The sequence below is a fragment of the Williamsia maris genome (assembly GCF_024171815.1).
GTDB lineage: Bacteria > Actinomycetota > Actinomycetes > Mycobacteriales > Mycobacteriaceae > Williamsia_A > Williamsia_A maris.
The window spans coordinates 143670-160771 of sequence record NZ_JAMTCJ010000004.1; the positions used below are offsets into that span (position 1 = coordinate 143670).

The 17102-nt window shown below is 67.4% G+C and carries 18 protein-coding genes; 12 read left to right on the forward strand and 6 right to left on the reverse strand.

The features are described 5' to 3' along the window. Nucleotides 1-52: 52 nt before the first annotated feature. The 3 genes from LX13_RS19265 to LX13_RS19275 all read left to right on the forward strand — a co-directional run bounded on the left by LX13_RS19265 (nt 53) and on the right by LX13_RS19275 (nt 3147). The gene (locus LX13_RS19265) at nt 53-1261 is read left to right on the forward strand and encodes a cysteine desulfurase-like protein (RefSeq protein ID WP_253662952.1); all 1209 of its coding nucleotides are present in this window, start codon (nt 53-55) and stop codon (nt 1259-1261) included. A 497-nt stretch (nt 1262-1758) separates the two neighbouring features. Beyond that, nucleotides 1759-2307, forward strand: a complete 549-nt coding sequence (locus LX13_RS19270; RefSeq protein ID WP_253662953.1) for a TIGR03086 family metal-binding protein — start codon at nt 1759-1761, stop codon at nt 2305-2307. 114 nt (nt 2308-2421) lie between these two features. Beyond that, nucleotides 2422-3147 (forward strand): MBL fold metallo-hydrolase, encoded by a 726-nt coding sequence (locus LX13_RS19275; protein WP_253662954.1) that lies wholly within the window; start codon nt 2422-2424, stop codon nt 3145-3147. A gap of 9 nt (nt 3148-3156) precedes the next feature. On the opposite strand, the gene LX13_RS19280 is transcribed toward LX13_RS19275, so the two are convergent. Then, the gene (locus LX13_RS19280) at nt 3157-4197 is read right to left on the reverse strand and encodes an aldo/keto reductase (RefSeq protein ID WP_253662955.1); all 1041 of its coding nucleotides are present in this window, start codon (nt 4195-4197) and stop codon (nt 3157-3159) included. A gap of 74 nt (nt 4198-4271) precedes the next feature. Between LX13_RS19280 and LX13_RS19285 the strand changes: the two genes are divergently transcribed. Next, on the forward strand, nt 4272-4814 hold the full coding sequence (locus LX13_RS19285) for a TetR/AcrR family transcriptional regulator (protein WP_253662956.1): 543 nt from the start codon (nt 4272-4274) through the stop codon (nt 4812-4814). 49 nt (nt 4815-4863) lie between these two features. Here LX13_RS19285 and LX13_RS19290 read toward each other — a convergent pair whose 3' ends face one another. Beyond that, nucleotides 4864-5727 carry an LLM class flavin-dependent oxidoreductase gene (locus LX13_RS19290; protein WP_301301517.1) on the reverse strand — a complete coding sequence of 288 codons (864 nt, stop codon included), beginning with the start codon at nt 5725-5727 and terminating at the stop codon, nt 4864-4866. Nucleotides 5728-5790: 63 nt separating this feature from the next. Next, on the reverse strand, nt 5791-6363 hold the full coding sequence (locus LX13_RS19295) for a dienelactone hydrolase family protein (RefSeq protein ID WP_253662958.1): 573 nt from the start codon (nt 6361-6363) through the stop codon (nt 5791-5793). Nucleotides 6364-6533: 170 nt separating this feature from the next. Between LX13_RS19295 and LX13_RS19300 the strand changes: the two genes are divergently transcribed. After that, nucleotides 6534-7505, forward strand: a complete 972-nt coding sequence (locus LX13_RS19300) for a tripartite tricarboxylate transporter substrate binding protein (RefSeq protein WP_253662959.1) — start codon at nt 6534-6536, stop codon at nt 7503-7505. A 32-nt stretch (nt 7506-7537) separates the two neighbouring features. On the opposite strand, the gene LX13_RS19305 is transcribed toward LX13_RS19300, so the two are convergent. Continuing rightward, complete coding sequence (locus LX13_RS19305) at nt 7538-8020, reverse strand: nucleoside deaminase (protein ID WP_253662960.1); 483 nt, start codon at nt 8018-8020, stop codon at nt 7538-7540. Nucleotides 8021-8146: 126 nt separating this feature from the next. On the opposite strand from LX13_RS19305, the gene LX13_RS19310 reads away from it, so the two are divergent. Together LX13_RS19310 and LX13_RS19315 are read left to right on the forward strand one after the other, a co-directional pair. Beyond that, nucleotides 8147-9865, forward strand: a complete 1719-nt coding sequence (locus LX13_RS19310) for an aldehyde dehydrogenase family protein (RefSeq protein ID WP_253663606.1) — start codon at nt 8147-8149, stop codon at nt 9863-9865. 12 nt (nt 9866-9877) lie between these two features. Further along, complete coding sequence (locus LX13_RS19315; protein ID WP_253662961.1) at nt 9878-11467, forward strand: GMC family oxidoreductase; 1590 nt, start codon at nt 9878-9880, stop codon at nt 11465-11467. Nucleotides 11468-11491: 24 nt separating this feature from the next. Here LX13_RS19315 and LX13_RS19320 read toward each other — a convergent pair whose 3' ends face one another. Continuing rightward, nucleotides 11492-12352, reverse strand: a complete 861-nt coding sequence (locus LX13_RS19320; protein WP_253662962.1) for a class I SAM-dependent methyltransferase — start codon at nt 12350-12352, stop codon at nt 11492-11494. Nucleotides 12353-12421: 69 nt separating this feature from the next. Between LX13_RS19320 and LX13_RS19325 the strand changes: the two genes are divergently transcribed. The 4 genes from LX13_RS19325 to LX13_RS19340 all read left to right on the forward strand — a co-directional run bounded on the left by LX13_RS19325 (nt 12422) and on the right by LX13_RS19340 (nt 15368). Next, entirely contained in the window at nt 12422-13234 is an 813-nt protein-coding gene (locus LX13_RS19325) for a class I SAM-dependent methyltransferase (RefSeq protein WP_253662963.1), read from the forward strand. Continuing rightward, nucleotides 13225-14211 (forward strand): phytanoyl-CoA dioxygenase family protein, encoded by a 987-nt coding sequence (locus LX13_RS19330; protein ID WP_253662964.1) that lies wholly within the window; start codon nt 13225-13227, stop codon nt 14209-14211. Before LX13_RS19325 ends, LX13_RS19330 begins: the two co-directional genes overlap by 10 nt. A gap of 97 nt (nt 14212-14308) precedes the next feature. After that, a complete protein-coding gene (locus LX13_RS19335; protein ID WP_253662965.1) occupies nt 14309-15145 on the forward strand; it encodes an alpha/beta fold hydrolase in 837 nt (278 codons plus the stop codon). Nucleotides 15146-15191: 46 nt separating this feature from the next. Further along, nucleotides 15192-15368 carry a hypothetical protein gene (locus LX13_RS19340; RefSeq protein WP_253662966.1) on the forward strand — a complete coding sequence of 59 codons (177 nt, stop codon included), beginning with the start codon at nt 15192-15194 and terminating at the stop codon, nt 15366-15368. 74 nt (nt 15369-15442) lie between these two features. Here LX13_RS19340 and LX13_RS19345 read toward each other — a convergent pair whose 3' ends face one another. Beyond that, nucleotides 15443-16174, reverse strand: coding sequence for an SDR family oxidoreductase (locus LX13_RS19345; protein WP_253662967.1), 732 nt, complete (start codon nt 16172-16174; stop codon nt 15443-15445). A 100-nt stretch (nt 16175-16274) separates the two neighbouring features. Between LX13_RS19345 and LX13_RS19350 the strand changes: the two genes are divergently transcribed. Further along, complete coding sequence (locus tag LX13_RS19350; protein WP_253662968.1) at nt 16275-17102, forward strand: helix-turn-helix transcriptional regulator; 828 nt, start codon at nt 16275-16277, stop codon at nt 17100-17102.

Sequence of the window (17102 nt, forward strand, 5' to 3'; positions counted from 1 at the left end):
GGCGAGCACCCCGCCGGATTCGAGGCGGTCGCGGCGCGTGTGACCATGGATCATGGCCTTCGACGTCGCCGCCGTGCGCGCGCAGTTCCCCGCCCTGAAGTCAGGTATCGCTCACTTCGACGGTCCCGGCGGGACGCAGACACCGTCGGCGGTGGCCGACGCCATCACGCACACCCTGCTCTCGCCGCTGTCGAACCGGGGTCCGCTGGTGGCCAGCGAGCGCAACGCCGAGGGAGTCGTCGAGGGGTTCCGTCTCGCGTTCGCCGACCTGCTCGGGGTGTCGCCGGGCGGGATCGTCATCGGACGCAGCGCAACCCAGATCGCCTACGACGTCTCCCGCGTGCTGGCGAAGTCATGGGGTCCCGGCGACGAGATCGTCGTGAGCCGACTCGACCACGACTCCAACGTCCGGCCCTGGGTGCAGGCGGCCGAGGCGGTCGGGGCGAGGGTCGTCTGGCTCCCGCTCGACGCGGCCACCGCGGATCTCGACCTGTCCGGCCTCGACGAGGTCATCACCGACCGGACCCGCCTCGTCGCCGTCACAGCGGCGTCGAACCTGCTGGGCACCAAGCCGCCCGTGGCGCGGATCGCCCGGCGGGCTCATGAGGTCGGTGCCCTCGTCTACGTCGACGGTGTCCATCACGCGGCACACTCGTCGGTCGATGTCGGGGCGCTGGGCGCAGATTTCTTCACCTGCTCGCCCTACAAGTTTTTCGGGCCGCACTGCGGTGTCCTGGCTGCGGACCCCGGGTTGCTGGAGTCTCTGCACCCGGACAAGTTGATCCCGTCGACGAACCGCGTTCCCGAACGATTCGAGCTCGGCACCCTCCCGTACGAGATCATGGCGGGCGCGACCGCGGCGGTGGACTTCATCGCCGGTATCGGACCGGATGTTGGATCGCGGCGCGAACAGATCATCGCCGCGCACCGGTCCATCGACGAGCACGAGGTGCGGTTACGACGGCGCGTCGAGGACGGCTTCGCCGGCTTCGGCGACCGAGTTCGGTGTCACTCGGTGGCGGGGGAGCGGACCCCCACGCTGTTCTTCACGTTCGATGGCATCGATGCCGCCGAGGTCTACCGATTCCTCGCGGCGCGGGATGTCCTGGCGCCGGCAGGGAGCTTCTACGCCCACGAAGCGATCCACGCGCTGGACCTCGGCACCGACACCGGTCTGCGAGTCGGCTTGGCGGCCTACAACGACGACGGCGACATCGACCGGTTGCTCTCCGGCGTGGCCGATCATCTACGGGGCCGCTGACGCGTCCGTGAGCGGTGGCGCCTTGCCAACGTGGTTACCTCGGCGAATGATCGTGGACATGCAACGGACGATTGTCAGGTGTGACTCGGGTGCCTTCTACTCGACGATCTGGATACCGCTGGTCTCCTTCAAGGCGATCCGCTTCGGGTCGGCGCGTTTTCAGAGGTGCCCTGTGCACCACCGGTGGGAGCGGGCGTCACAGGTCGACGTCACGGCGTTGACCGATGACGAGCGTCGCGCTGCCGAATCGACCGTGGACATCGGGATCCCCTAGGAGTCGACACGCGTTCCCGCCTGCACCTGTACCGCAGGCGGATGCCGTGGTTCGGCCGGACCGTTGACGACTTCGGTGGGGTGTTGAGCTTGTACTTCCGCGACCCGGACCAACTCGAGGGTGAGGTCCTGGTCCCGGTCTCGATCGATTGATCCGTCACCGCTCAGTTCTCGGCTCTGCGTGAGTCATACCCGTGACAACCCAGCGGATGGACAGGTGTCTCATGTTTGATCTCGGACCGGCGACAGCGGAGATGGCTCGACTGATCGACGGGGTGCAGGACGGCCAACTCGACCGTTCGACCCCCTGTGACGACTGGACGGTGGGGGAATTGCTCGCCCACATCCACCAGTTCACGAGCGTTTTCGCCGACAACGCGCACAAGAACCCCATACGTCCACCGGACGGTCTCGTCGATGACTGGCGGGTTGCGATCCCCGCCACGCTCGACGATCTCGCCGCGGGCTGGCGTGAACCGAGCGCCTGGGACGGGCAGGTCTCGGCGGGAGGCATCGAGATGTCGGCCGCGGACAACGCGATCGTCGCGATCGAGGAACTGACCGTGCACGCCTGGGACCTGTCGCGCGCCACCGGCCAGAGCGTGAAGGTCGAGGACTCGACCCTGGATCGGATCGAGCAGTTCTTCGTACTGTTCTCCTCGGACACGAACCCGGACGAGGGGCCGTTCGGCCCCGTCGCCGCGGCGCCCGAGGATGCCGATCGGCTCGATCACCTCATCGCCCGGACGGGGCGCAATCCGCGCTGGACCTGACCTCGGGGCCGCCCGAGGTGTGAAGATGTCGGGATGCGTGCACTGGGATCGTTGCGACGGGTTCGTCACCTCAACTGTGGAACTTTCCGGGCACGACTCGGAGGCCCCGCTCTGGTGAGTCACGTCGTCGTGTGCGAATTCGAGCACGGGCTGGCCCTGATCGACAGCGGGATCGGAGCCGACGACGTCGCCCACGCGAACTCGAGGCTCGGCGTCGGGTTCCGGCTGCTGCTCCCGGCTCTCGACACCGTGGAGACAGCGGTCGAGCAGATCGGTGCGATGGGGTTCTCGGCCGCTGATGTCACCGACATCGTGCTGACGCACATGGATCTCGACCACCTCGGTGGGGCATCGGATTTCACGTCGGCCACGGTGCACACATCTGCGGCCGAACAGTCCTCGGCCGCGACCCGGACCGACGCCGCAGCCAAGGTCCGCTACCGTGCCCCGCACCTGCGAGCGGTCAAGAACCGGACCTCGGGATACTCCGACTTCACCGACGAATTGTTCGGGTTCACCGGTCACCGCCTGCACGACTCCATCTGTGCCATACCGATGCCCGGCCACACCGTCGGTCATTGCGCCATCGCGATCGACGACCCGCAGCGTGGATGGTTGCTCCATGCCGGCGACGCCTTCCATCACCGTCGGGCCATCACCGGTCAATCATCAGGTCGGTCGATCTCGATCGTGGAAACCGTTCTGGCCGACGATCGACGGGAGTTGCGCCTGAACCAACGACGGCTCGCGGACCTGGCCGCACGATCAGGAGGACCTCAGATCTTCTGCGCCCACGATCCGGTTCAGTTCGCGGCACTCGTGGCGTCGCAGGTGCAGTAGGCCTGATCGTCAGACCGCGGGGATCATCGGAGCGTCGAATTGCGTTCTGTCGCCGTCGAACCCGCCCCGCAGCGCGCCGGCGGCGACCTCGTGTGGGGTGCCCATGTCGACCGCGCTGACCGCGTCGAGACGACGGTAGTGCTCGTCGTCCAGTTCGATCTCCAGGGAACCGAGGTAGGCGTCGAGGTGGGTCACCGAGCGAGGCCCGACTATCGGGATCAGCGACGTCTGAGCCAGCGTCGACCGTCGGCGAAGCCACGCCAGGGACACGCCGACGGCATCGGACCCGATCTCGTCGGCGACCGCGAGCACCGTGTCGAGCACCGCTGCCCGCAGCTGTCCCTCGGTCGCCGATCCACCCGCGCCGAGTCGCCCCGACTCCCCGCGGCGGTACTTTCCGGTCAGAAGGCCTCCGGCCAGGGGCGAGTAGAGGAGTACGCCCAGCCCGTGAGCCTGCGCCATCGGGAGCAGTTCGCGCTCCGCGGAGCGCTCGGCGAGGCTGTACTCGGTTTCGATGCCGGCGATCGGTGCGCGATCGCGCGCCTCGGAACGCGCAACCGCTCCGGCCGTCCGCCAGGCCGGGAAATTCGACAGCGCGCCATGTAGGATCTTGCCGGAGCGCACCAGGTCGTCGAGCGCGTCGAGAATCTCGGCCATCGGTGTGACCCCGTCGGGGAAGTGGGGCATGAACACGTCGACGTGGTCCGTCTGCAGTCGACGCAGGCTGGACTCGAGCGACCGGACCATGACCTTGCGGCTGTTGCCCGTGGTCGCCGGCCGCGGGTTGTCGCTGCCCGACCGGCTGTACTTCGTGATCACGACGAAGTCGTCACGGTCCTTGCCGAGCAGCTCACCCAACACGGTCTCGGAACGCCCGTCCTGATACACGCTCGAGGTGTCGAATGTGGTTCCACCTGCGGCCACGTACGCGTCGAACACGCGGCGCGGGGTATCGGCTCCGTCCGTGGCGGCCGATCCGAAGCTCGAGGTCCCGAGCGCGAGCGCGGAGACACGCAATCCGGTCTGCCGTCCAAAGGTTGTGTGTCGCATGTCAGCTCCGAACAAAGATCGACGTGGGGGTAACCTTCGATCAGCGTATCAAATAAAACGAAGGGTCACTCTTTATGCCGAAGGTCACTCAGGCGCACCTGGACGCACGCCGACAACAGATCGTCGATGCGGCCAGGGTACGGTTCTCCGAGCAGGGGTTCGCCCGGACGTCGATGGCCGACATCGTCGACGAGGCCGGGCTGTCCAACGGCGCCATCTACCGCTACTTCGCCGCCAAGGAGGAGATCGTCGTCGCGGTGTGTGAGCAGGCGAGTGGCGCCCTGCCCGATGCCCTCACCGCGGACGCGGTCACCGCGTTTCTCGAGCACCTACGAACTCTGTCCAGGGAAACGGGGCACGCCCGCCTGGTGGCGCAGATATACGCGGAGGCGGCCTTGTCGCCGACGCTGGCCGAAGTCGTTCGCGGACAACTATTTGCGCTCCGTACTGCCGTCGCCGATCTCGTCCCGGACGATCACCCCGATGATCCGATGCACGTGGCCGAGGCGTTCGTGGCGATCTGCGGTGGCTACAGCGAGCAACTCACCGTCCGGGGTGACCTCGACCCGACCCCGTTCGCGGCAGCGATCATGGCCGTGGTCGGAGCGCGGGCGTGAACACGATCGGGCGCTCGCGCCGAACCCGGCACCACCATCCTCGGGAACGTCACACCGTGACCATGAGATGGCTGTGCAGGGGCAGCAGAGTGTCGGGGTCGGGGTCATTGGGCGTGACGATCAGTTCATCCACTCCGACCGACTCGTAGCCGGTGACCGCATCGCGCAGCGATTCCATCGTCGTCACGGTGGCTGCCACAGCCTTGTCACGCACGTCGCCTCCGAGATCCGCGTAGTAGGCGCGCACGGCATCGAGACCAGATCCCGAGCCGTGATGGCCGATGCTCGTCATCATCGTCACCGCCACATGAGGTCGGTCCGTTCGCCCGGCAGTCTCGAACGATCGCGTGAGGCGGTTGGCGAAGTCGGCGACTTCTGCGGGTGTGAGACCACCGGCGATCCACCCGGAACCATGGGCGGTGATGCGACGCACGGTCGGAGTCGATGCCCCACCGAACAGCAACGCGGGACCACCTGGGGTCGCCGGTCGGGGACCAAGGTCGTCGACGCCGGCCCATGCTGCTCGCACGCGTTCCAACCACGTGTCGAAGGCGCGTCCTCGATGGGCGAAGTCGACGGGTGCGCCGTCGTAGTCGCGCGGTCTGCCCCCGGGTGCGAGACCGAGACGAAGCCTTCCTGCCCCGGCCACACGGTCGATGGTTGCAACGGCGGTCGCGAACAGGCCTGCGTTCGCATGCAGTGGTGCGACCACGACGCTGGTGAGCAACCCGATGCGCTCGGTGACCGCGGCTGCAGCCGCCAACGATGTCAGCGGCTCCGGGGTGGTCCATGAAGGTCGGTCACTGACCGACAGGGCGTCGAAGCCCAACTCCTCGACCGTGCGCGCCCACCGAGGGAGCATGGCGGGATCGAAACCGGCAACATGACCTGGGACTCCGACGGTTATCTGCATCTGGTGATCGTGCAACCTCAAGTGCAGTGGAGGTCAATCTGCGGTGGCCGCGGACTCCGGCGATCAACTGGTGAATCTGTCGACGTGCTGCCACAACTGTTCGGTGGCAACCGGATCGAACTCGTCCACCTGATCGACGTCGGTGAACAGGTGGCCGCGGCCCGGGTATTGGAAGTACTCGGCAGAGGCGCCCGCATCGGCGACCGATCGCATCACCGATTCGACGGAACCGTCGGTCTTGAACGGATCGTCGCCCGTGTAGTGGATCTGCACCGGCATCCCGTCCGGCCAACGATCTGCGCCCAGTATCTCCAGCGGAAGTGCCCCCGAGCAGAGGATCGCCCGGCTGACCCGACGGTGTAGTGCGACGTGGGTGGCCATGCCGCCTCCGTTCGAGAACCCCAGCACCACGAAACCGTCGGACAGTCGCTGCACACCGTCGAGCGCACGCCGCATCAGCTCCGGGAAACCGATGTCCGCGACGAAGGCGCCGGCGGTGTCGTAATCGTCGAAGGACCGACCGTCGTACTGGTCGACCACGGTCACGTCGTGGCCGGCGTCTCGGAAATGTTGCGCGGCATCGTCGATCCCGCGCCGGATGCCCAGCGCTGAATGGAAAATTGCGACTTCGGCCATGGTTTCTCCCTTACCGTCGGAGCCGGTAACTCCGTCACACCACGAGCATCCCGCGTATTGCGGACGTTCGGAGTCCTGATTCCACCCGTCCGTCCATTTCGGGTTTCGACGTGTTCGTCGACCACGGTCCTATTTGATGAACACGTACACCCGACGAGGAGAGGCACCCGATGAGGATCACGACTGTCCTGGCCGCACTGATGGCGGCGGTGCTGATGACGGCGGGGTGTGCCGACTCCGGGGCGTCCGACTCGGCCAGCGCGTATCCGACCGGCCCGGTGACGATGTCGGCGGGCGCCGGTCTTGGCAGCGGGTTCGACCTGACGATCCGTGCGGTGGTCGATGCGCTGCGCACCGACAAGATCGTGACCGTGCCGCTGCCCGTGCTGAACAAGCCCGGCGGGGCCGGCGCTGAACTGCTCGCGAGCATGGTGCGCGACCACCGTGGTGCCGACGACCAGATCGCGGTGACGTCACTGTCGATGATGCTCAACCAACTCGAGGGCAGATCGCCGTACGGCTACGCCGACGTGACCATGATCGCTCGTCTGATGACCGAATACTTCGTCGTCGTCACCGGCTCGGCATCGCCATCGGAAAATCTTGGCGACGTGATGACCGCGATCAAAGCCGATCCGTCGAGCATTCGCGTCGGCGCTGCGGCCGATGATCAGGCACCGTTCGATCTGCTCGTGACCGCTGCCGGTGGCGACCCGTCAGAGGTTCGCTACGTCGACGTCGAGGGCGGCGCCGACCAGACCGCTGCGTTGCGCGGCGGCACCGTCGACGTGGCGATCGGTGGCGTCAGCGAATTCACCGGCGCCGTCCGCGAGGGCACCCTGCGCGCGTTGGGCGTGCTGGCGGAGAACCGGTTGCCGGGGCTCGACGCCCCCACCGCGCGAGAGCAGGGTCTCGACGTCACGCTGGCCAACTGGCGAGGCCTGTACGGTCCGCCGGACATGCCCGCCACCGCAGTTGCCTACTGGCAGAAAGCGCTCGGCGACATGGTGCGCGCACCCGCGTGGACCACCATCGCCCAGCGCAGCCAGTTCACCACGACGTTCTCCACCGGTGACGAGTTCCAGAAGTTCCTGGTGAGCACGCAAGCCGACGTGAAGGCCGCGCTGGCGTCGCAACGGTGACGACGCCTGACTGCGTGGGGTGATCCGTGGGGCTAGGTCGCGTCGACGCTCGACCGGTGCATCGTCTTCATCTCGTCGGCGAAGATGTCGACCGGGCCCTCCACCCGAAGGGCGGGAGCGACGTCGTTGATCGGCAGCCCCGCCACCGGCGACTCCGGCGCGTTCCATTCCTCGCGCCACGCGCCGAGTTGGGCCGACGACACGGCATAGACGATGCGTCCCAGCCCCACCCAGGCGTGCGCGGCCGCGCACATCGGGCAGTGCTCCCCCGAGGTGTAGACCGACGCCGCGGCGCGTTCGGTGGGGGACAGGTGCGCGACAGCCCACTCCACGATCGTCAGCTCCGGATGTCGGGTGTGGTCACCGCTGCTGATCCGGTTGCGGTCCTCGAAGATCGGGCGACCCGACCTGTCCACGAGCACCGAGCCGAAGGGCTCGTCGCCCGCCGTCAGAGCCTCGCGTGCCAACTCGACGCAACGGCGCAGATGCGTGATGTCGTTGCTGGATACTGCCATTCCTGCAGGATAGGCGTCGATGCCATCGGTGACGACCATCACAGATACAGTGGCGTACAGATCCACAGAGTCCCATCATCGAGTCAGAGACGAGTGATCGCAGTGTCAGAGACAACCGGTTCCGACGTGCGCGTCGCGAACAGCCCCGACTCCACCGGTCACGACGCCGTCGACCGGGCCCTCGAGGACCTGAGCGTCGGTGAGAAGACCTGGGGATCGCTGACCCTTTCCGACCGGCGCGCCCTACTCGAGAAGGTCCGTGACCTCACCGCACGTCACGCCGAGGAGTGGGTCGCCGCGGCGGTCGAGATCAAGAAGCTCGATCCCACGTCGCCGCTCGTCGGCGAAGAGTGGATCTCGGGTCCCTACGCATTCGCAGGTGGGGCAGCCACGCTGGTGCACAGCCTGGCAGCACTCGGCGCCGGTGACAGCCCCATCGCCGGTGCCACCTTCGGATCCGCGCCGGGCGGTCGCACCACGGTCCGCGTCCTCCCGCTCGGCATCTTCGATGCCTTGCTCCTCAACGGGTTCAGCGCCGACGTGTGGCTGCAGCCGGGCGTCGACGCCGCACACGCCAAGCAGGCCGCCGGACTCGCCCAACTCGATCCCGCCCACACCCACGGCATCGGTGTGGTCCTGGGCGCGGGCAACATCATGTCGATCGCCCCGCTGGACACGCTCTACGAACTCTTCGCCCACAACCGTGTCGTCGCCCTCAAGCTGAACCCGATCACCGACCCCATGCTCCCGGTACTGGCCAAGGTCCTGGCACCGCTCATCGATGTCGGTGCCGTGCGACTGCTGACCGGCGGCGCAGAACTGGGGACCTACCTCGTCAATCACCAGTCGGTCGACCATGTGCACATGACCGGCAGCTCGATCACCCACGACACCATCGTCTTCGGACCCGGCGAGAAGGGGGCGGCCCGGCGCGCCGCGAACGAACCGCTGCTGGACAAGCCCATGACGAGCGAGCTCGGTGGCGTCTCGCCCACGATCGTCTTCCCGGGGGAGTGGAGCGCCGCGGACATCAAGTACCAGGCCGAACACGTTGCCACACAACGACTTCACAACGGTGGTTACAACTGTGTCGCGTCGCAGGTCGTGGTGCTGTCGTCGGAGTGGAAGCAACGCGACCAATTCCTCGCCGCCCTGCGGACCGCCCTCGACACAGCCCCCGGCCGCGCCCCGTACTACCCGGGCAGCGACAACCGCGTCGGGTCGGCCGTGGCGAGCTACCCCGCCGCCGATGTACTGACGGGCGGGCGGGTGCTGATCCACGACATCGACCCGGGCAAGGAGATCGACCTGCTGCAGACGGAGTACTTCGCGCCCGTGTTGGGTGTCATCGAGTTGCCCTACGGCGCAGACCAGTTCGCTGCAGAGGCCGTGCGGACAGTCAACTCGGACTTCGTGGGAACCCTCGGCATCAACATCGTGGCCCACCCGAAGACCATCCGCGGGTTGGGTTCGAGGTTCGACGAGTTGGTGGCCGAGTTGAACTACGGAACGGTCGCCGTCAACGCGTGGACCGGCGTTGGATTCCTGACCGCGGGCGCCACCTGGGGCGCGTTCCCCGGCCACACCATCGACGACATCCAGAGCGGGATGGGCATCGTGCACAACGCGTTGCTCATCGACGACGCCGAGCGCACCGTGGTCCGCGGCCCGTTCCGCCCGTCGCCGCGGTCGATCATCAACCGTGAATGGGCCATCTCGCCCAAGCCGCCGTGGTTCGTCACCAATCGGACCGCAGCCACCACCGGGCGGCTGCTCACGGCGTTCGCCGCCAGGCCGTCCTGGACCAAGCTGCCCGCCATCTTCGCCTCCGCCCTGCGCGGATAGACAAGGAAACCCATGCCGAACACCCTGTCCGCTGATTACGTCGTCGTCGGCGCCGGCTCCTCGGGCGCCGTTCTCGCCAACCGGCTCAGTGCGGATCCCACCAACTCCGTCGTCGTGCTCGAGGCAGGCCCGGAGGACAAGAACAAATTCGCCCACATTCCGGCGGCGTTCTCCAAGCTGTTCCGCAGCGACGTCGACTGGAACTACGACACCGAGGCACAGCCCGAGTTGCGCGACCGCACCATCTTCTGGCCGCGCGGGAAGATGCTCGGCGGCTCGTCGTCGATGAACGCGATGATGTGGGTCCGCGGGTTCGCGGCCGACTACGACGAGTGGGCATCGCTGTCGGACTCGACCTGGTCGTTCGCCAACGTGGTCCCGTACTTCCAGAAGATCGAGAGCATCGAGGAGACCACCGCGCTCGACGCCGGGACCGAGGGGCCCCTGGTGGTCTCGAACCAGCGCAGCCCACGCCGGCTCACCGCGTCGTTCCTCGAGGCCGTTCGCGAGGCCGGCTATCCAGTGGAGCAGGCGAACCTGGCTGAGCCGAAAGGCTTCTCGCAGACCATGGTCAACCAGAAGCGTGGTGCGCGGTGGAGTACGGCCGATGCCTACCTCAAGCCCGTGCGCAAGCGTTCCAACCTCACGATCGTCACCGAGGCCCACGCGACCCGGGTCGTCTTCGAGGGCTCGGTGGCCGTCGGCGTCGAGTATCTGAAAGACGGCACGCTGCACACCGTGCGCGCAGGCACCGAGGTGATCCTCGCCGGTGGAGCGGTCAATTCGCCACAGCTGCTGATGCTCTCGGGCATCGGCGACCAGACCGAACTGGCCGAGCACGGGATCGCGGTGCAGCATCACGCCCCCGAGGTCGGCAAGAACCTGATGGATCACCTGTGCTCCCTGATCGGCTGGCAGACCGAGTCGGATTCCCTGTTCCACGCCGAGAAGATCCCTGAGCTGGTGAACTATCTGACCCGTCGTCGCGGCATGCTGACCTCGAACGTCGCCGAGGCCTACGGCTTCATCAAGACCCGTGACGAGGTCCCGTTCCCCGATGTGGAACTCATCTACGCCCCCGCACCCTTCTTCGACGAAGGTCTCATCGCGCCTGACGCGCACGCCGCGGTGATCGGTGCGGTGCTGCTCAAGCCCGAGAGTCGGGGAGAGGTCACGCTGCGATCGGCCGACCCGACGGCCAAACCCATCGTCGATCCGCGCTACCTGTCCGACGCCGGTGGCGTGGATCGTCGCGCCATGATCGAGGGCCTGCGCGCGTGCATGAACATCGCGACGCAGCCGGCGCTCAAGGAGTTCCTCGGTGACATCGTCCGGCCGAAGGTCGACGCCGACATCTCCACCGAGGACCTCCTCACCGAAGCCCTCGAACGCAACGCCCACACGCTGTACCACCCGGTCAGCACATGCCGGATGGGCAGCGACGCAACCAGTGTCGTCGACCCGCAGTTGCGGGTGCGCGGCGTGGACAGGTTGCGCGTCGCCGACGCGTCGATCATGCCGACGATCATCCGCGGGCACACCCACGCGCCGAGCGTGGTCATCGGCGAGAAGGCCGCCGACCTCATCCTGGGCGCCAAGTAGCCCTGCGCTGCAGACCCGGGTGGGTCAGACGCGGGTCGTGCTGAACACGTTGACCGGGTGCGGTACCCGGGGGGCGCCGTCTCTGCCGGGTACCGAGACCGCCGCGAGGTAGGCCCGCACCGGACCGCGTAGCTCGGGGGTGAGACGGGCCTGCACCGCGAAGTCGAGCACCTCGTCGCTCGACGAGGCGAGGTCGACGAGCGCGTCGAGCGTGACGACGACGTCGGTCGTGATCCCGGCATCGACGAAGGCGTCCTCGACGTCGGCGCTGAACCACTGTCGGTGATCCTCCAGGGACGGGGCGAGCACGTCGACGAGCTCGTTGAGGGCGGCTCGCGGAGCGTTGAGGACCCACAGTTCGCCGCCGGGTCGCAGGAAATCGAGAGCGGCACGCAGCGTGTCGCCCACATCGGCGACGTAATACATCGAGTGCACGAAAACCACGACGTCGAAGATCTCGTCCACCGGGGCGTCGGCGAACGACGCGACGTGCACCTCGACGGTGAGTTCCCGGGCCTCCAGGGCGGCCATCTCGGCGGTGAAGAGCGCCGCACTCCCGGACCAGGGTTCAATGCCGACGTAGCGCACGGGCCGACCTGGCACCGCCCGCACGAGTCCCTCGGCGAGCCGGACGTCGAGCGAACCATCGCCGCATCCCACCGAGAGCACCGAGACCGGTCCGTCCCCCAGAGCGGTCATCCGGCCGGCGAGGTGGTCGGCGATCAGGCCGCGTTGGTCGGAGAGCAGCTCGAACGCGGCGTGGTCTCGGGCGTACGAGTCCGGCTCCAGAGCGGGTAGAGCGGCAACATCCTGCCGTAGGGCGCGCAGATCGTCGAGAAGATCAGCGGCGGCGGTGCTCGTCGGGGTCGGGACTAGGCTCGTCATTAGATCGAGTCAACCACGACGGTTCCTTCCGGTTACCGCGGTTGTTCGAAAGAGCAGACGGGGAGTGGCGTGAGCAGCAAAGACACAGCCGAGCGGAGTCTCGAGCACTGGAGCGAGGCCGGTCGTACGGGCATGGAGGCGTTCTACGCCCTGGCCACCGAGGACTACCGCCAACTCGCGCTGGCCGCCGACTGGCCGGCTCTTCTGGCCGACCGTGCACACGACGGCTGGTCGTTGCTCGACGTGGCCTGTGGCAGCGGAAAGTTCCCCACCGCGCTGCGCCGTCACACCGACCTCTCCGCGGTGCCCGAGCTGGCCTACGACCTGCTCGACCCGTCGGCGTTCTCCGTGGCCGAGGCCCGCGGTGCGCTGGGTGCGCCGTTCGCGGCCCGGCACGACCTGGTGATGACGCTGCAGGACCTCCCCGCCGACCACACCGGCTACGACATCGTCTGGGCCACCCACGCGCTCTACGCCCTACCGCCCGACGAGCTCGACGCTGCGGCCGAGCGGTTCGTCGCCGCACTGGCACCCGGTGGCCTGGGCCTCGTCGCACAGGCGACCGCGGCCTCGCACTACCTCGCCTTCTACGACGCCTTCCGTGCCGGCGTGCGCGAGGCAACGCCGTACACGACGGCCGAGCAGGTGCGCGATGCGCTGACGCGGGCCGGCGCCGACGTCCGTGATCAGCGCGTCACCTACACCACCGGCACGTCCGATCGCGGTGTCGCCGAAGGCTTCCTGCAGCGATGCGCCTTCGACGACTCCGTGTCGCTGGACGAGATGGAGGCAGCGCCCGTGCTGGGCGACTACCTGGCCTCGTGCCGCGACGCGTCCGGTTCCTACACCTTCTCCCACGAGGCGGCCCTACTGTGGCTCTGAGCAACGCGACGACCAACGACTTTCTGCCGGAACAGAACCGGGACGGCGGTATCGAGCAGGACTGGGCGGGCAACGACCAGGACTGGTGGGACTGGTACGTCACCCTCGCGGCGAACGAGAACGTGCCGACCGAACTGGTCGACGGCCCGGGGTTGCCCGAGGTCGACGCGGCCTCCGATGAGCAGGTCGAACGCGAACTGGCCGAGCCCTACGATCTCGACCCGGCCGCGATCGAGGCCTTCGCGCGCGAGGCGTTCGTCCGACTTCCCGCCGTGCTGTCGCCGGCCGTCGTACGACGCCTCGCCGAACGTCTCGAAGAGCTGCTGAGGGCCGAACACGGCGACGATGTCGCCGGGCGTTTCACCGCGCTGGAGCAGATGTGGTTGCACGACGACCTGATGCGCTCGGTCGCGTTGTCGCCCAGGATCGGTGGTCTGGCGGCGGCTCTGCTCGACGAGCCCGGTGTTCGGCTCTATCACGACAACGCGCTGTCGAAGGAACCCGGCTGCGGCCGCACGCCCTGGCACCACGACGCCGAGCACTTCCCGCTGCAGACCGTTCAGGCGGTCACGGCGTGGATGCCGATGTCGGCGATCCCCGGACGGATGGGGCCGCTCTCGTTCGCCCGTGGCCGCGAGGTGCTGGGGGAGGTGTCGGACCTGGAGTTCGACAAGATCGGGACGTCCTACGACGAGGCCGTCACCAAGCGATTCGTCGAGCGTGACGTCGCGGTGGAGTCAGGGCCGTTCGCGGTGGGCGACGTGTCGTTCCACTCGGCGCTGTGCTTCCACACCGCGGGTCCCAACCTGACCACGCAGCCGCGTCGGGCGTTGGCCACCACCTACTTCGCCGACGGGGCGCGGGTGGTGGAGTCGCCGACACTCATCAGCGGCACCTGGCGCGAATTCCTCCCCGGCGTCGAGCCCGGCGGCCTGGCGGCCTCCGACCTCAACCCGGTGGTCGGCCGTCGCGGCTGAGTGCTCACCTCGGTGTGGATGCAGTCCGTGACTCGGGTCGCGTAGTGGGCAGCACATCCATTCCTCTCGGACGAGGCTTCGAATACCATTGGCGAACATGACAATCGATCGAATTCCGGTACCAGGCGGAAGCATCGCCGTCGAGACCAACACCGGGACGTCCGAGCCCATTCTCGTGGTTCACGGGGTCTCCAGCCAGCGCAAGCTGTGGGGATGGCTGCACGCGCAGGCGCCACACTTGACCCTTGTCGCGCCGGATCTACGCGGGCGGGGTGACAGTGTGGACGTCACGGGCCCCTCATCGCTGACCCAGCACGCGCAGGATCTCGACGCCGTTCTCGATGCGCTGGGGCTCGACGCCGTGCATGTGTGCGGAATGTCGATGGGTGCATTCGTGTCGGTGGAGTTCGCGGCCCGGTATCCGTCGAGGGTGAAGAGCCTCGTCCTCGTCGACGGGGGCGTGCCGGTAGGACCGCCCGACGGCCTCACCCGCGACAACGTGGCGGCTGTGTTCGCCGACAAGGTTGCGCAATCACAGCGGCGGTGGAACGACGTGGACGACTACGTCGAGTTCCTGGTGTTGACGTCGATGCCGCTACTCGACCGGACCGACCCGCTGCTGCGGAAGTACGCCGAGCATGACTTGGCTGACGGATCGCCCCGGCTGTCGTCCGAGGCGGTTGTCGCGGACGCCACGGACGTGTTCTTCGGCGACTCGCGGTTCCGGGAACTGACGATGCCGGTTCGATTTCTCCACGCACAGTGGAGTGTTGGGGCGAATTCCGAGCCGATGTACTCGGCGCAGGACGTCGAAGCGCTCGACCTGACAGCCATCAGCCCGATGGCGGGCCTGGATCATGCCGGGACGGTCATGACGCCAGTAGGTGCTGCGGCGGTCGGCGCGATGATCGACGCGGCCGTGCGAGGCGAGTGATTGCTCAGTACGCCTGGTGTTGCGCGACCTGACTAGGCTGCGCGGTATGCGACTGATTCTCGACGTGGATCTCGATGCCCTCGACGGTGATCCGGCCACGGAGGTGGGCAGGATCCTGCGCTACTGGGCCGGTGCCGCCGCGCAACTGCCATTGGATCAGAGCGTGTCTCACGATCTGGTGGACTCGAACTATCGGGCGGTCGGGACGTTCCGGATCGAGTGACCTGTGGGCATCGGCTCGGCCCGCCAAGCCCCGGCATCGAACCGGAGCACAGCGACGGTGACGTGGCTTTCGGTTCAGGCGCGTTGCCCCGCGGGCCGAATGATCTCGTTCACGTCGACGTCCGCCGGCTGGTCGATCACCCACGCGACCGTGGAGGCGATTGCCTCGGCCGGCAGGGCGGAACTCCGATAGCTCTGCATCGCCTCGCGCGCAACGGGATCGGTGATGTGATCGGCCAGTTCACTGTCGACGACACCGGGGGAGACGGTGGTGACCCGAATGGACGGATCGAGTTCGCGTCGTAACCCCTCGGTGATCGCCCATGCCGCGAATTTGGTTCCGAAGTAGACGGCGCTGGTCGGCACCACCTCGTGGGCGCCGACCGATGCGGTGGTGATGAAATGCCCGCCGTCCTGGCGCAGGAAGTGGGGGAGTGCGGCAGCTATGCCGTGGAGCAGACCTTTGATGTTGACGTCGATCATCGCGTCCCATTCGTCGACGAGCAGCGCGTCCAGGCGGGACAGCGGCATCACTCCCGCGTTGTTGATGATCACGTCGATCCTGCCGTGTGCTGCGACGATCTCGTCGAGCAACCGCGCGAAGGTGTCTCGGTCGGTGACGTCGAGGTCGCGGGCCTCGGCCGATCCGCCCGTGGCCGCCAGGTCGGTCACGAGCGCAGTGAGACGGTCAGCACGGCGCGCGGCGAGAACGACGTGGTGCCCGTCGCGGGCGAGCCGGGAGGCGACGGCCGCACCGATGCCGCTACTCGCTCCGGAGACGAGGATGATTTTCTCAGAAGTTGTCATGATTCGAGTGTCAGAGCCGATGTGCCCACGCAACAGGCCGCGATCCGCCTGGGTGCACCGCACCCAGGCGTGCGGGCCGGGATCGTCTTACGATCGGCGGGTGACCTCGCACCCCTTGGCCGAGTACCTCCGGGCACGTCGCGCCGCGACATCGCCCACCGATGTCGGGCTGCGCGACTCCGGCGGACGCCGAGTTCCGGGACTGCGTCGCGAGGAGGTGGCGATGCTCGCCGACATGAGTGTCGATTACTACACGCGCCTCGAACAGGGCCGTGAGCGCAGTCCCTCGCCGCAGATGATCGACGCGCTGTCCCGGGCGCTGCACCTCGACCACGATGGGCGCGAACACCTCCACCGCCTCGCCGGACTGGGGCCACGGCCGTCGGCGGCCGGGTCGGAGCGGGTCGACCCGGAGCTGCGGCGTCTGCTCGACGCGTGGCCGGACAATCCGGCCATCGTTCTGGGCTGTGCCTACGACGTCCTGGCGGGCAATCACCTCGGTGAAGAACTGTTCTCGCACTTCCCCGTGACGCGGAATCTGGCGGAATTGGTGTTCCTGGACCCCGCCGCTCGGTCCTTCTACGCGGACTGGCAGACCGCAGCAGAGAACACCGTCGCCGGGTTCCGACTCCTCGAGGCCCAGGCCCCCGACCATCCCCGAATTCGCGAGGTACGTGAAGGGCTGCACGCCCGCAGCAGTGACTTTGTCGAGATCTACGCGCAGAATCGGGCCGCGGGCAAGCGGATCGAGACCAAACGCCTGATCCATCCCGAGGTCGGGCCGTTGACGCTGACGATGCTCGGGTTCGACGTGCGTTCCGCCCCGGGACAACAATTGATCGTGTACCACGCACAGGCAGGTACGGCGGACGCCGACGCGATCAGCCTGTTGCGTACCCGCGCGTTGATGCGAGCCGGCACGAACTGA

Excerpts from the sequence above, each read along its gene's own strand:
- LX13_RS19265 (WP_253662952.1), top strand. The coding sequence starts at position 53 with ATGGCCTTCGACGTCGCCGCCGTGCGCGCGCAGTTCCCCGCCCTGAAG.
- LX13_RS19270 (WP_253662953.1), top strand. The coding sequence starts at position 1,759 with ATGTTTGATCTCGGACCGGCGACAGCGGAGATGGCTCGACTGATCGAC.
- LX13_RS19280 (WP_253662955.1), bottom strand. The coding sequence starts at position 4,197 with ATGCGACACACAACCTTTGGACGGCAGACCGGATTGCGTGTCTCCGCG.
- LX13_RS19285 (WP_253662956.1), top strand. The coding sequence starts at position 4,272 with ATGCCGAAGGTCACTCAGGCGCACCTGGACGCACGCCGACAACAGATC.
- LX13_RS19290 (WP_301301517.1), bottom strand. The coding sequence starts at position 5,727 with ATGCAGATAACCGTCGGAGTCCCAGGTCATGTTGCCGGTTTCGATCCC.
- LX13_RS19295 (WP_253662958.1), bottom strand. The coding sequence starts at position 6,363 with ATGGCCGAAGTCGCAATTTTCCATTCAGCGCTGGGCATCCGGCGCGGG.
- LX13_RS19300 (WP_253662959.1), top strand. The coding sequence starts at position 6,534 with ATGAGGATCACGACTGTCCTGGCCGCACTGATGGCGGCGGTGCTGATG.
- LX13_RS19305 (WP_253662960.1), bottom strand. The coding sequence starts at position 8,020 with ATGGCAGTATCCAGCAACGACATCACGCATCTGCGCCGTTGCGTCGAG.
- LX13_RS19315 (WP_253662961.1), top strand. The coding sequence starts at position 9,878 with ATGCCGAACACCCTGTCCGCTGATTACGTCGTCGTCGGCGCCGGCTCC.
- LX13_RS19320 (WP_253662962.1), bottom strand. The coding sequence starts at position 12,352 with ATGACGAGCCTAGTCCCGACCCCGACGAGCACCGCCGCCGCTGATCTT.
- LX13_RS19335 (WP_253662965.1), top strand. The coding sequence starts at position 14,309 with ATGACAATCGATCGAATTCCGGTACCAGGCGGAAGCATCGCCGTCGAG.
- LX13_RS19340 (WP_253662966.1), top strand. The coding sequence starts at position 15,192 with ATGCGACTGATTCTCGACGTGGATCTCGATGCCCTCGACGGTGATCCG.
- LX13_RS19345 (WP_253662967.1), bottom strand. The coding sequence starts at position 16,174 with ATGACAACTTCTGAGAAAATCATCCTCGTCTCCGGAGCGAGTAGCGGC.